The sequence below is a fragment of the Paenibacillus eucommiae genome, assembly GCF_017874215.1.
Taxonomy (GTDB): Bacteria; Bacillota; Bacilli; order Paenibacillales; family NBRC-103111; genus Paenibacillus_AI; species Paenibacillus_AI eucommiae.
On the sequence record NZ_JAGGLB010000025.1, the window covers coordinates 108821 to 122907 of the forward strand.

At 42.7% G+C, this 14087-nt stretch carries 14 protein-coding genes; 12 read left to right on the forward strand and 2 right to left on the reverse strand.

Annotated features, from left to right (window positions below):
- The first annotated feature begins 99 nt into the window (after window positions 1–99).
- The 9 genes from J2Z66_RS29240 to J2Z66_RS29280 all read left to right on the forward strand — a co-directional run bounded on the left by J2Z66_RS29240 (window position 100) and on the right by J2Z66_RS29280 (window position 10100).
- On the forward strand, window positions 100–990 hold the full coding sequence (locus J2Z66_RS29240) for a TetR/AcrR family transcriptional regulator (protein ID WP_209976290.1): 891 nt from the start codon (window positions 100–102) through the stop codon (window positions 988–990).
- Between the two features lie 220 nt (window positions 991–1210).
- Window positions 1211–1756, forward strand: a complete 546-nt coding sequence (locus J2Z66_RS29245) for a ribonuclease FAU-1 family protein (protein WP_209976291.1) — start codon at window positions 1211–1213, stop codon at window positions 1754–1756.
- 34 nt (window positions 1757–1790) lie between these two features.
- On the forward strand, window positions 1791–2663 hold the full coding sequence (locus tag J2Z66_RS29250; protein WP_209976292.1) for a protein kinase family protein: 873 nt from the start codon (window positions 1791–1793) through the stop codon (window positions 2661–2663).
- 47 nt (window positions 2664–2710) lie between these two features.
- Window positions 2711–4498 carry an ABC transporter ATP-binding protein gene (locus J2Z66_RS29255; protein ID WP_209976293.1) on the forward strand — a complete coding sequence of 596 codons (1788 nt, stop codon included), beginning with the start codon at window positions 2711–2713 and terminating at the stop codon, window positions 4496–4498.
- Complete coding sequence (locus J2Z66_RS29260) at window positions 4495–6234, forward strand: ABC transporter ATP-binding protein (RefSeq protein WP_209976294.1); 1740 nt, start codon at window positions 4495–4497, stop codon at window positions 6232–6234. Before J2Z66_RS29255 ends, J2Z66_RS29260 begins: the two co-directional genes overlap by 4 nt.
- A gap of 52 nt (window positions 6235–6286) precedes the next feature.
- Window positions 6287–6868, forward strand: coding sequence for a P-loop NTPase family protein (locus J2Z66_RS29265; RefSeq protein WP_209976295.1), 582 nt, complete (start codon window positions 6287–6289; stop codon window positions 6866–6868).
- 85 nt (window positions 6869–6953) lie between these two features.
- Window positions 6954–7823 (forward strand): AraC family transcriptional regulator, encoded by an 870-nt coding sequence (locus tag J2Z66_RS29270; RefSeq protein WP_209976296.1) that lies wholly within the window; start codon window positions 6954–6956, stop codon window positions 7821–7823.
- A gap of 589 nt (window positions 7824–8412) precedes the next feature.
- Window positions 8413–9318: an alpha/beta fold hydrolase gene (locus tag J2Z66_RS29275; protein WP_209976297.1), complete on the forward strand. Its 906-nt coding sequence runs from the start codon at window positions 8413–8415 to the stop codon at window positions 9316–9318.
- 26 nt (window positions 9319–9344) lie between these two features.
- Window positions 9345–10100 carry a Nif3-like dinuclear metal center hexameric protein gene (locus tag J2Z66_RS29280; RefSeq protein ID WP_209976298.1) on the forward strand — a complete coding sequence of 252 codons (756 nt, stop codon included), beginning with the start codon at window positions 9345–9347 and terminating at the stop codon, window positions 10098–10100.
- A 28-nt stretch (window positions 10101–10128) separates the two neighbouring features.
- Here the strand turns inward: J2Z66_RS29280 and J2Z66_RS29285 are convergent, their stop codons facing one another.
- Entirely contained in the window at window positions 10129–11055 is a 927-nt protein-coding gene (locus J2Z66_RS29285; RefSeq protein ID WP_312894827.1) for an FtsW/RodA/SpoVE family cell cycle protein, read from the reverse strand.
- 410 nt (window positions 11056–11465) lie between these two features.
- Between J2Z66_RS29285 and J2Z66_RS29290 the strand changes: the two genes are divergently transcribed.
- The 3 genes from J2Z66_RS29290 to J2Z66_RS29300 all read left to right on the forward strand — a co-directional run bounded on the left by J2Z66_RS29290 (window position 11466) and on the right by J2Z66_RS29300 (window position 12876).
- Window positions 11466–11612 (forward strand): nucleotidyltransferase domain-containing protein, encoded by a 147-nt coding sequence (locus J2Z66_RS29290; RefSeq protein ID WP_209976299.1) that lies wholly within the window; start codon window positions 11466–11468, stop codon window positions 11610–11612.
- Entirely contained in the window at window positions 11575–12249 is a 675-nt protein-coding gene (locus J2Z66_RS29295) for a hypothetical protein (protein ID WP_209976300.1), read from the forward strand. The genes J2Z66_RS29290 and J2Z66_RS29295 overlap by 38 nt, the downstream gene beginning before the upstream one ends.
- Window positions 12250–12324: 75 nt before the next feature.
- Window positions 12325–12876, forward strand: a complete 552-nt coding sequence (locus J2Z66_RS29300; protein WP_209976301.1) for an AAA family ATPase — start codon at window positions 12325–12327, stop codon at window positions 12874–12876.
- Between the two features lie 23 nt (window positions 12877–12899).
- Here the strand turns inward: J2Z66_RS29300 and J2Z66_RS29305 are convergent, their stop codons facing one another.
- The gene (locus tag J2Z66_RS29305; RefSeq protein ID WP_245375927.1) at window positions 12900–13508 is read right to left on the reverse strand and encodes an SRPBCC domain-containing protein; all 609 of its coding nucleotides are present in this window, start codon (window positions 13506–13508) and stop codon (window positions 12900–12902) included.
- Between the last annotated feature and the right edge of the window lie 579 nt (window positions 13509–14087).

Here is a 14087-nt window from a genome sequence, read left to right on the forward strand (position 1 = left end):
TTATTTTACTTCATTTCATTTGAAAGTCAATCTATTTTTTGACAGTTATGATTTGATCGCCAATCTGTTTAACGCCAATCTGTTTTAGAAAAGAGGGACATGTTGAGCATTATTAGACAAAACATTATGGAATCGGCAGCAAGGTATTTTTCGGAGCATGGCTATGCCGCTACATCCATTCAAGAAATCGCCGATGATTGTGGAATCGCCAAAGGGTCATTATATAAATTTTTTCAATCGAAAGAAGATTTGTTTATTGCTTTCCACGAAGCGCAGCAGGAGGCCCTATACACTAGAGTTGAAAGCATTAGAGCAGATGCAGCGCTGTCCTTGCGGGAGGTATTTATTCTTGAGACCGAGTGCCATTTCGAATTTTTCCTGAACAATAAATTTATTATGCATGATATCAAACAGCTCGATGCTTCGAAAGGACCTATCGCTCCGTATTTCCTTCAATTGAGAGCAAACCTGCTGAAGTATAGCAAGGAAGGCTTGATTCGTTTACTTGGAGAACAGTTTAGACCGAATATTTGGGATTTGGTTATTATGTATAACGGGATCGTGAGGGAATTTATATTCCTGTTGTTATACGAGAACAAGCCGTTGAATATTAAAGAGATTGCGGTGTATATTGTTGACCGTGTAGAAGAAATGGCGGCCTGTATCGTGCAGAAGAAAACACAGCCGCTGCTTTCAAATACGATGATGAACCATTACATGCAATGTGAGAAGGCGGGCAAATCAATCCTGATCAAAGAGTATCGGACTAGTCTGTTAGCAAATTTACTATCAACGACCAAAGAGCTTTCTATAACGAATTTCCGAAAAGAAGAATTGAGCGATGCGATCACGATGCTTCAGGAGGAATTGGCCAAAGAATCCCATAAATCCGTGCTTGTTCATGCTTTGTTGGATTTTGTAGGTAAAGAACATGAGCTGAAACCTATTGTCAGGCAATTGGAAAGGTATGTCTGTGTAAAACAAGCATAATAGAAGAGAATGGGCCCGCGACCGTCAGAAAGTGAGTTTTTCTGGCGTTTTTTGACGTCCACTTTTTCGCTTTGGGGGAAGTTATTGTTAGCGGAAATCGTCCTTTTTCTACAAATAGGAAGGTATTCCCATTTGTACAGCGAATAACATATAGGTACAAATCATGGAATACTACAGCTGAGTAGATCATCTTTTAAAGAACTAGAAGGAGACTAATCCTTTGAAAAAGAAATTTGGAGACCGATTGGACTGGAAGCGTGTAGCCAAGAGGGCGTATGCTCAAGCATATTTGGAAAATGATGATTTTACTGGTTATATCACATTGATCCGGATGGATCAGGTCACTGAGCCGTTGTTTGCCCAATATGGGGATAAGAACCTATGCATTGTTGACACTGGATATATGTGGCTGCAGCACTTTCCCGTTGGAAAGCTGCATTCCGTAACTACTATGTTTGATGCTGCTGGACATATTGTTCAGTGGTACATTGATATTTGCCAGGGAAATGAAATAGACGAGCGAAGCGTGCCTTGGTTCAATGATTTATATTTAGATTTGATTGTACTGCCTACTGGAGAAGTATTTGAAAAAGATGCCGCTGAACTGGATGAAGCACTATCCAAAGGAGTAATAAGTGAATTCGCCTATATACAAGCTTGGGAAGAAACACACAGGCTAATGGAATTAATTAAAGCCGGAAAATTTGATTTGCTCAAATTAACGGAGTCCCATCTTGAGGTTCTTGTTGAAAAATTAACAACGTAGTCGATCTTTCGACTATATAAAGGGGAAGATGAGATTGTTGCAAAAAACGGTGGATATGGATGACATCATCAAGGAGCTACATGAAAAAGGTGTAATCGATAGCAGTACCGATCATGGGATTCATAACATGACTGGAACTACGGATGGCCTTGTCTATATGCTTTCAGTAAACGGCGAGCCCAAATACGTTTTGAAGCTGGACCGCCCCCAAGAAATCAGGTTGGTTGAGCAATGGTTTCATACTTACCGGCATAGCATGCTTATCCCGAAACTCCTCTACACGGACCCGGCAAAAGCGTATGTTGTGTATACCTACATAAAAGGTACGACCCATTTTGACAGGGGAGCAAAAATAAACTGGCTGACCATTCTGGTCAACGGCCTTATGAACCATTACGATAATAGTCAACAAACGGACAAGTGGGGTTCCTGGCTGGAAGGGCCCAATCAAACTTGGCGTGAATATATAGATCAAGGCGTGGAATATGCCCGAGTTCATGTTGGGGATGTTTTACCCATTGAGGATTATTATATAGTGAAATCATTTGTTGGAAAAATACCGAAGGTTGAGGCCAGGTTTTTGCTGCATGGCGATTGTGGTGTCCATAATTTCGTGTTTAATCAAGATAGTTTAGCTGGAATCATTGATCCTTCACCGATCTCAGGGCCTGTATCGTATGATTTGATGTATGCTTTCTGCTCCTCTCCTGATGATTTGAACATGGAAACTCTGCTTGCAGCCTTCGATTTGCTCAAACATGAACCAATTGAAAGGTCCAGACTTATTGAAGAAGCAATCATTCAGCTGTATTGTCGCATCGGGACTTGTCTACAGCACCATCCGGAGGATTTAGCAGCCTATTTGAAGGCATGGGATTACTGGAAATCGCTTGTGATTGATGCTTGAAGATGCTTGAAGATGCTTGAAAATAGACAGAGAAACGGGGGCATGAGGTGGAAACGCAGAAAGCCAGTGTTACTTTTCGATGGGCTATTCGGCACTTACTCTTTTTCAAAACGAAATTTGCGCTTATCGTGACAGGTGGTCTTTTGCTGTCTGGAACTGATCTGGTGCTTCCGATTATTTTACAGCAGTTCACCGAAGGACTGCAGAACGGTGCTGACGTGGGGAAACTGCTAATCACAGTTGTCCTGCTGCTTGCAGCAGCTCTGTTTGTCCGAACCTGGCTTAGCGGCAGGGTGAATATGTGGAACACGACGCTGTCAGAGCTGGCGCTCAAAAAAATTCATGAGAACATGTTCAACCAGCTGCGCTCACTCGGGATCACTTATACGGAACGTGTTCCGACCGGAGACATTTTAAGTTTATACCATAATGAGGTTCAGGCGATTCAATCGTTGTTTACCCGTTATTTTCGCAATTCGGTCGAGCATGGTTTATTTCTGATGATCGGATTTACGTATCTTTGTACGGTGAATTGGATTTTGAGTATCGCGATCATTCCTTTTTTCCTTTCCTATTACTTGATTGGACCGTATTTCGAGAAGAAGGCGGCTATTTACAGCAAACAATATGCGGAGCAATCGGGTATAGTCAACGCGCAGCAGTACGAAAGTGTGGCTTCCTTGCTTGAAATGCGGCAAATGAATGCGGATAGATGGGATACGAAGAAGCTGGAAAGAAAAATGGATGTGCTGCTGGATTTGGCGGGAAAATCGCTGTTCAACGCCTTTATGCGTGGAACGGTCCGCAGACTGACGGTGGCGTTTGGCTCGGTGTTCATCTTTTTTCTGGGAGTTACATTTATTCGCAGTGGTGATCTTTCGGTTGGCGGGTTCGTGGCTTTCTCGATTTTGTATTTTATGGTGATTGAGAGATTAACATTTTTTATCACGAATTTAACAGAGCAAAAGATGATCAGTCACCAAATTACGAGGTTGTACCTGTTCATGCAAGAAGAGCCTGAGGTTCGCGAGACGTCTCATCCTGTGCTGCTAAACAATGTCCGCGGAGAGCTTCACTTAAGGGGTGTCACTTACGCTTATCCGGCCCAGCCCGGACGCCCGGTGTTAAGCGATCTTTCCCTGCACATCAACGCTGGCGAAACAGTGGCGATCGTTGGGCCGAGCGGCTCAGGTAAAAGCACACTGATCAAGCTGCTGGGCCGGCTTTATCAGCCTGGTAAAGGATCAATTTCGCTAGATGGTGTCGATATGACAGAAATGTCGCTTACTCAAATTCGTGAGTCTGTTGGATACGTGTTTCAAGAGACGTTCCTGTTCCCGGGTTCGATCCGTGATAATATCGGCTTTGGGAAATTGGGAGCAACAGATGAGGAAATCACTGCTGCGTCCGAGGCGGCCTATGCGTCGGAGTTCATTGATAATCTGCCGGATGGCTATGATACGGAAATCGGGGAGAGAGGGTACAAGCTGTCGGGAGGCCAGAAGCAGCGAATTGCAATCGCTCGCTTATTTCTGAAGAATCCTCCCGTACTGCTGCTGGACGAAGCAACGTCTGCCCTTGACAACGTAAGTGAAAGAGAAGTAAGACAAGCGCTGGACAAGCTGCTGGTGGGCCGCACAACGGTCATCATTGCTCATCGATTGTCCACGATCGCACATGTTTCCCGGATCATTCTGGTCAAAGATGGAGTTATCGCGGAAGAGGGATCGTACGAACAACTGCTTGAAGCGCGGGGACTGTTCTATGCGATGGCAACCAGAACCTCTATCGAGGGCATGGACAGCATGGACGGCGAAAGGATGAATGCCTCATGAAGTCGCTGCTCTGGCTATTCGGCTACGTTCGAGAGATTCGAACGAAATACATAGTATCTTTGATTCTGTTCATTTTAACCGGCGTCATTCTGATCGCCAACACTTCGATCCCGAAATGGATCATCGATGATGTGATCATTGAACAGCAATACGATAAGCTGCCCTGGCTGCTCGTGCTGCTCGCTATGGGAGCCTTAATCGCTAATGTGTCTCATGCCTTAGCGGGAATCATGAATGCCAAAAATGAACACTACATCAGAAGAAGGTTGACCTTGGATTATAAGCAAATTCTAATTGGAACACCTGCGGAACGGTTATTAGCTGTACGGACTGGAGATATGATGCAGACCTTCCTAACGGATATTGCTGCTGTATCGATGTATCCGAGCCATATCATTCCCAATTTGATCCGTAACGGCGTGCAGGCAATTGTACTTGCTGTGATTATCGCTTGGGCGAGTCCGGTGCTGTTTGTGGCACTGTCGATATTCAGCCTGCTTTTTATCCTATTAGGCAAGAAATCCGCTCCAGAGCTCAAGAGTATCGCCCATGACAAACAAGCTTTAAAGTCGGCCTACACGGTGCAGGTAGAGGAAGGTATAACTTCCACTAGGGAGGTCATTTCTTTTAATCGGCAGGAATGGGAACGCGGCAAAATCAATCGGGCATTCGAGGCATATTTCCGCAAAGTAATGGAAGAACTGCGCTGGCGCAACCGGCAGTTGTTTATTACCGAGCCTCTCCAGTGGGTCCCATCACTTGTCGTGCTGGGCTATGTCGGATACGGCGTTATTCAAGGATCTACCAGCATCGGTGTGTTTGTTGTCTTGTTTCAATACGCGAGACAATACATGGACGCAGTGGCTTCCAGCTATCACAGCCTTGTCGGCTTGTCGCAACAACAGGCCCTCACAGAACGTGTACATCACAAGTTTATGGCCCTGCAGCGGCGGGAAGGCGAAGTGCAGCTTGACGTTCCGATTGGCTCACTTGAGTTCAACGAGGTTTCCTTTCATTATGGAGAAGATAGCCGGAAAGTATTTCATAAATTGAGTCTTTCGATACCGATTGGACGCAAATCGGCTATCGTAGGAGCAAGCGGCAGTGGTAAATCAACTCTGGCCAGGCTGTTGGTCCGCCACTACGAGGTATCGGAGGGAGTTATTGCCGTGAATGGTATCTCATTATCCGAATTGCAGGGGAAGGACTGGTACGACAAAATGGCCTATGTGCCGCAAGAGCCCTATTTGCTGCCGGATACGATCGAAGCCAACATTCGCTTCGGCCGCGATCATTTAACCAGCGAGGATGTACGCCGGGCTTGTGAGGCCGCCCATATCGCCGATTGGATCGAATCATTGCCCAAGGGATACGATACATTTTGCGGCGAAAGAGGTATTCAATTATCCGGCGGCCAGCGGCAGCGGATTGCGCTAGCCAGAGCCGTTGTCGAGACGAAGGAGCTGCTGCTCCTGGACGAGGCGACTTCCGCGCTGGACCAGACGACGGAGCGGCTGATTCAAGAGCGGCTTGACGCGATGCGTCAGGGAAAGACGACGATCACGATCGCACACCGGTTGTCGACCATACAGAATGCAGATGTAATCATCGTGTTCGATAAAGGAGCAGTAGTCGACTCGGGAACCCATGAGGAGCTCTTAAGCAGATGCAGCGTCTACCAGACGCTTGTCCATGTGAATGAGGATGAGGAGATGGACGTAGCGCAGGTTGGTTAGGTCCGTAAGAGAGTGCAAGAAACAAGCATACAGAAAGAAGGTGGGCACAGCCATGAACATAGATTTCATTATCTTACACGGATCACCAGGGAATGGAAAAACAACGCTATCTAGAAAAATTCATGAGCATTTTGAATCACCTTACTTTGAATTCGGATGGATTCCAGAATTTCGTACGTTGGCACCGTCAATCCAAATATCTCAACGAAAAGAAGAACAGCTATCGTTTGAAAACCTTATTGCAGCAGCCAAAAACTACAATAGACATGGATATAAAAACGTAATACTATCGGATTTAGATGACGTCAGAATGTTAGATATTCCAAATCTGTTTACTGACTACAACTACGTCATCCTGACGCTTTATGGTGATAGTGATGAAGTCATTAAGCATAGAATTCTTACCAGAGACAACGGTAATGGTTATAAGGATTGGGAACAATCCGTGAAAACAAATGAGCTTATTAAGCGGCGGAAGAAGCTGCCAAATGAGTACCGTATTTTAAATTCAAGAAATGATGTCGAACTTACTTTACATGAAATTTTAGCTATACTGGAAAGCCACATTCCTGCTGTATCGAATGATACCTCTGAGTTTACACGGGATGATTTTTTTAGTTATATTTGTGATTAAACGACTAACCCTTCATAACTGTGCACGAAATGTCGGATAGCCACATGCAATTCCTGTTATTCTATGGGGGAAAGGAGGGTCATACATGGATTTGCTTGAAAGGATGAATGGTTCATTAAGCTATATTGAAGAAATGCTTACAGATGAAATTGACTTTAAAGAAGTGGCGAGACTTGCTGCTTGCTCGGAGTATCATTTTACAAGAATGTTCTCCTTCCTTGCAGGTGTCACGCTTTCGGAGTACATCCGCCGCAGACGTCTGTCTAAGGCAGCCCTTGAGCTTCAGCATAGTTCTATCAGGATCATTGATGCTGCGATTAAATACGGATACAGCACGCCGGACTCTTTTACAAGAGCTTTTCGAAGCTTGCATGGGATCACGCCCACTGAAGCCCGACGTTTGGGGCAGTCGCTTAAAGCTTATCCACGCATGACCTTCCAGTTAACCATCAGAGGAGGCAGTGAAATGAACTATCGGCTGGTAGAAAAAGAGGCATTTCGCATAGTGGGTATGAAAAAAAGAGTTCCCTTGATTTATAATGGGGTAAATCCGGAGATTACCGCCATGTGGGAGCAATTAAACAGCGAGAAGATCGCTCAGCTTAAGCAGCTATCGAATACGGAGCCGCGGGGATTGATTAGCGCATCTACGAATTTTTCGGAAGGCCGTCTGGATCATGGGGAGCTGGATCATTATATAGGCGCGGCAACTTCGGAGGCATGTCCAGATAATCTGACATCGCTTGAGGTTCGGGCCTGCACATGGGCTGTATTCGAAGCTGTAGGCCCTTTTCCGGATACGCTGCAGGAGATTTGGGGACGTATTTACTCGGAATGGTTCCCATCCTGCAGCTATGAAGCGGCAGAGGGGCCGGAAATCCTATGGAACGAGCATAAAGATCTTACCTCGCCAACCTTTCGGAGCGAAATATGGATACCGGTTTTGAAAAAGTAAGAACATTTCCACGTGAACTAAGGGTGAAGGGGGCGAGGTTTTTCGCCCTCTTTTTCAACATGCTAGAAAATTTCATCGCTTTACAGCGATAAATCGTGAAAATTGTGGTACCTTTTAAATAATTTATAGGAAGAACGCCTGCAGTATGGGGGCAAAGCAGTGTGGCAAAGTAGGAAAGTGGAAAGTGGGAAGCTGAAAGCTAATCGTTACGGACCTGAGGGCCGTTATTTGTGGAAAATCCCCCTACTTAGGGAAGCTTATGGACATCAGGTACGCTATTTGCATCAAAAGGAGCCCTAAGAGCCCCAACTACGGCGAATAAGGGATCTGATGTCCGCAGCGATCCCAAAAGGACCTTAATTTTCATAAATAGCGCATCTCATGTCCGTAACCTGCTAAGCTGCTTGGGGGTGACTCTCTCACAAGGGAACCTATCTTTAACAGCGGCTGGAGCCCACAGCCCTTACCTCCGCAACGCACCGAAGTCACGAACAAGCACTTCAAAAGAAGTCGCAAGGCGTTTTTCTCATACTTAAGAAGTAGGGAGAAATTTTCCAAAAAAGTATATAATCAGGAAGGAGGGATGAACATGGGAGAACTAATGAATATTCGTGGTAAAGATTTATACGTGGGAACGTTTGGCGAGGAAGATTCGCCACCATTATTGTACATACACGGTGGACCTGGTATAGGCTCTTATGATTTTGAGGTATTTCAAAAAGATCGGCTCTCCGGGCAGCTTCGCTTGATTACTGTTGATCAGAGAGGTGTTCTTCGTTCTGAATCCCTCCTGGAAGATGAGGATTTTAAGTTAACTGATATCGTTGAGGACTGTGAGGCATTAAGGATATCGTTGGGATTGAAACGTTGGTCCGTTCTTGGGCACTCTTTTGGCGGTTATATGGCACTGCTTTATTATGCAGCTTATCCGGATTCCATTGAAAAAATAATATTTGAGTCACCAACCTTTGATTTAGGTCTTTCAGCAAGGTCCTTGTTGTGGGGGGCTGCTGAACAATATTTACAAACAGAGGAGGAGGAGCAGGCGCTTATTTGTATGGAAGCTTCGCAGGATGAGCGTTCGTCAGAGCAATTATTTGATATATGCTTTAATCAGATTCTTCCTCAATTAGGAGATCGGCGTGAAAATTTGTACACCTATGGCCCGGATAAATTATTTTTTGATCGTCTCGTTTCTGAATCCCCTTTTCCGAATGAATGGTGGAGTAAGCAGGCCCTATTTCTAAAGAAGCTCTTTGATGAAGGAGCGATCTACCAATCGATTATTTCTATGCTCCGTAGCGTTGAGTGTCCTGCACTTTTGATAAAGGGTGCACATGATTATGTCACCTGTGAGAGACATGTCAGTACCTTTATGAAGGAGGTAAAGGACTATCGTTTTAAATTCTTTGAACATAGTGGCCATATGCCTCGTTATGAGGAGCCTGAACGGTATGCGGAAACGGTTACCCGATTTGTTTTAGGGAATTTGTAGTGAAATATTTGTCAGGAGGTGTTGTAATGGAAGCTGAACAATTTAGAACAACAATGGAGTCGTATTTTGGCGATCTGTTAATCCAATTTGATGAAGGCGAAGAATTTGCATTCTACGAATATGGTCCAAAAGCTATGAAACGCATGGGCTACGCAACAAATATTTCCCCGGAAATTGTCGTACAAGCCGCAGAGAAAAAAATAGATTTAATTATCACCCATCATGATGCCTGGGATTTCGTTTACGGTATGAAAGAGAAATGCCACACCCTACTTAAGGAATATGGAATCAGCCATTTTTTCGTACATTTGCCTCTCGATTATGCGGCGTTTGGAACTTGCAATTCACTTTTTAAAGCTATAGGAATTAATGAACTCATACAGCAATCTAGTCATCGTGACGGAAAAAGCATTCCAGGAGTTGGAGAATTTATGGTTCCTATAACTTTTGAGGAATTAAGTGAAAGAGTAGGTATTGTTCTAAATGAGAAAGTGAAATCGTGGAAAAATTCTGATAATTTAATAAAGCGAGTAGGTATAATAACAGGTGCAGGCAACTCAACCCAAAACATTCGTGATGCTCTTCACGCAGGATGTGATGTATATATAACAGGTGAAAAAATCTTATACACGGTTCAATATGCTCAATTTGTTGGTATGAATCTAATTGTCGGAAGCCATACGTTCACAGAGATATTTGGTGTGAGGTCGCTGGCGGAAAAGCTGGGGAAAGAATTTGATGATCTGGATATAGTGGAATTAAAGGAGGAACATTTTGAATGATAATGTATGAGAAAATTAATCAATTTATTTAAATATAATCCTCATTTTCTTTATCATAGATTTTAATGCTCATTACAATCCCAATAGATAACATATTTAATAATAAAGATGTTCCTCCATAACTAATAAAAGGTAGAGTTATTCCCGTTAAGGGAATAATCCCCATCATCATTCCTACATTTTCAAAGATTTGAAAGACAAACATGGATGCAATACCTACAACGATTAGCGACCCATTTCTTGATTTTGATTCAACTGCTATAGTAATTAATCTATATATAAGTAAAAAATAAAGTAATAATAGTGTTGCTGAACCTAAAAATCCAAATTCTTCACTTACGACTACGAAAATTGAATCAGAATATGAATAAGGGATGTAACTTGCATGAACAGAAGTACCTTTAAGATAACCTTCACCGTAGAGTCCACCGGAACCAATAGCAGTCATTGCATTTTTGACATGATAGGTTTCATCTTTTGAAGCTTGAGTGGGGTCAATAAAAGCATCTAATCTATTCGCCCAATGACCTACGCCAATTTGTTGAAAAATATGCTTTATATCATCATGGTAATGAATATATAAAAAGTAAAATAATGTTAGTGTACTTATAAAAATGATTATTGTAACAAAAGCATGAGTGTATTTAATGTTACCTATCCATAACATCCCTATAAGAACTACAAGATAAATCGAAGCATTTCCAAGGTCTGGTTGAATTAGGACAAGCATAAATGGAATAAAAATAATAATAGATATATACAATACATCTTTCAAGAAATTTAATCGTTCCCCATTTTTTGTTGATATTATTTTAGCAATAGTAATAATGAGTATAATCTTCATAATCTCAGCAGGTTGAAAGTCTAAACCTCCAGGAAGTTTAAACCAACCCCGTGATCCATTCTTCGTAGATCCAAAAAGAAAAACACTAATTAACAGTATTATTCCTACAATATATAAATAATAAGATTAATAATATTCTATAGTTTAGTAGACTTGCGAAAACAAAGCCAAGAATACTAATGAAATAAATAATAAAATATTTTGATGCACTGATATTTATGTCCGTATCATTTATAGTAGCGCTATGAACTAAAAATATACTGATTAATAAAAGTGATAACAAGACAAAAACAGTTAATAAATCGATTTTTTTCAATCTGGTAAACAGATATATTGTAATCCCTCCTTCTTCCTCAAAATAGTACATTCTAGAGTTCCATGTTATATTTGATTTTAATCTAAATAAATTAAGGAATCAAATATTATCAAATTATAGATTTTTATGTAAATAAACTAGTATTAAATAATAATTGGTTGAATTAAGTTTTGAAGCTCTAATAGAATTTAGGGGGGGAAGAATAGTGAATATCTATGGGCAGAAGCTGCTGCTGGCACAAAAACTAATCAGTGAATTAGACATTCCTGGTGTAATATTTGCCTTTGTAGGCGGATCGGTAGGACGTGGGGACGATGACGAGTGGAGCGATATTGACTTACGCATATTTTAACTCTTCAACAGGCAAGCAGAGAATGAAAAGTGAATGGATAAAAGTTGTGCATGAACGACAGAAGTGGGCAAAAGAAAGCATCGAAGCAGGAAATTTGTACTCTGCAACTATTGCGGCTGGTGCGGCTTGGGCGGATACTGCTTTTTTGGTCACTTACCTGGAACAGGGGAATTTATCTACTGGTAGTATGATGTTACTGATGGAGAAGAACTGGCCAAGCTTCGGGGACTATACAGATATAAGTTATTGGCTAACTAATTCGGAGAATCAAGCATCCACAATTATTAGAGCTGTTGAACGATTTCGTGAATTTCTAAGGAACAAATACCCGGAATCTTGCAACAACTTCTCGTTGTCAACGATTCAGGATGTTTTGATGGGCAGGAAGGCAAAGCGACTAATTCGGTCCAAACAGTTCACTAATCTGAGCTGGCAATTTGCTGGTGAAGCATTTTGGTTATTCCTTTCAACATCTGAGGGACGTTCAATAGAAGAATATCTAGTATCCCTGCCCCTGCCTTTGCAAGAGGATTTAGAGAAATTAGGATTTGTGGCTTTAGAAGTCCGACATATCGAACGGCTGTGCGAGTTAAGTGAGGAGCTTGTAAGCCATGCCACCAAGAAACTTTTAATTTAACCGAACTCACCCTTAACTAGCTAAATTATCTGCAATTATAATAGAGGGTAAAGTTGGAATCGAAGGAGTACCTTTATGTTAGAAGAAGGCCAACGCATATTTCTCATTACAGGAATAATGGCGAGCGGAAAATCTACGGTTGCCCAATTACTTTCCGAACGGTTTGACAAATCCGTGCATCTGCGGGGAGATGTATTTCGGAGAATGATCATAAATAACAGAAAAGAAGTACAACCAAACGCGGGAAAAGATGAGTTAGAGCAATTGCGGCTTCGGTATCGTCTGGCTGCACAGGCTGCGGACACGTATGTTCAAGCGGGATTTACTGTCATTGTACAGGATGTTGTAATTGGTCCTATGCTGAATGATTTCATTTCTTTTATTCAAAATCGTCCCTTGCATGTCGTCGTTCTTTGTCCGAATACTACTGTAGTCACAGAGAGGGAATCCGCTCGTTCCAAAAAAGGATACGGTGCTTGGACCGTAACTGGATTGGACAATGTGCTGCGTAATGAGACGCCCCCAATCGGATTGTGGCTGGATTCCTCTGAATGGACAGCGGAGCAAACCGTTACGGAGATTTTGAAAAGATCACAGGAAGCAGCACTTCAAGAGACAGCGGATTAATCCAGATGTTTTTATTATTGGATTCACTCCTTTTGGGTCTGATGAATGATTTTATCCAATACTTCCTCCCAATGAAGCTTCATTACTTCCCGCATATAAAGATCGTCAAGCTTTTCCTGGTGGAAGGAAATAGTTGTCTTTTTGGTTTTGGTGGTCAATAAGTAAATTTGCAGCGCTGAGGGCTTGTCCCAATCTTTTCTCTGCCAGGTCATCCGCAGCTTTTCATAGGGTTTAATGACCCCCAGCCTGCCGAATGTGCCATCTTCAGATTTGTACTGGCTTCCAGCCTGCAAAGGAAGGGAGGGGAGAACGCCAATCCATAATTTTAGTCCATCAGGTGAGAGCATATAATTCCATATTTGTTCTTTTGATACGTCTGCTGTTCTTCTTACACCTATTTGGAATCCGACCGCGGCTGTTTGTCCGACAGGCTTGCGGCCTAACTTTTGCTCATACATGGCGGCAATAATAGGAAGCCATTTGGCATCGACCGTATGAATCTCCTGTAAGTAATCGATCAATTGTTCGTAGGAGTAAGCTTCGCCACAATCCTCATTCAATATGGAAACCCATTGGTCCCAAGAATAACCTGTTTCCTTTTCAACTGCTTTTCTAAATAGAGTACCTGCCATCTGTGCAATCCTCCAGTTTAATTTCATGCTTTCATTATGGCTCAACACCACAATCAGTGCTTTACAAATGAATGGATAGCTACAACTGGAAAAACATCTGCCAATCCTGTACGGTTAAAAGTCCTACCCAACAACAAAAGAGGAATAGACCGATGCAGAATCCGTATATCACAACGACGGAAGATATCTTCCAGATACGGAAAGGACCTGTCTATAACGGTCACTGCTGACCTTTAGAGGCTGATTTTTACCTATTCACGATTCTTATGGACATCCGCGACCATTAGAAGGCGGTATTCCCCACAATCGCCCCCTTTTCAGCCTGTAAGGGGCATCCGTGACCGTTACAATCTCATTTCGCTGCATTTCCGCTTCTAACGGACTGCGGTGACACTGAGGTGGCCATTAGCGCACGTGTTACTTACGCCGATATGAAAATAGCTATGACAAGTACCTTGCCGCTATAAAGCTGGCATTTTCGTAGCATTTAACCGCCATCGAATGTTTGCTTGACTGTCAAGCACTGTTTATTAGGTTGAGCCTTTATTATAATACAGAAACACTGACAATGATGGTCAG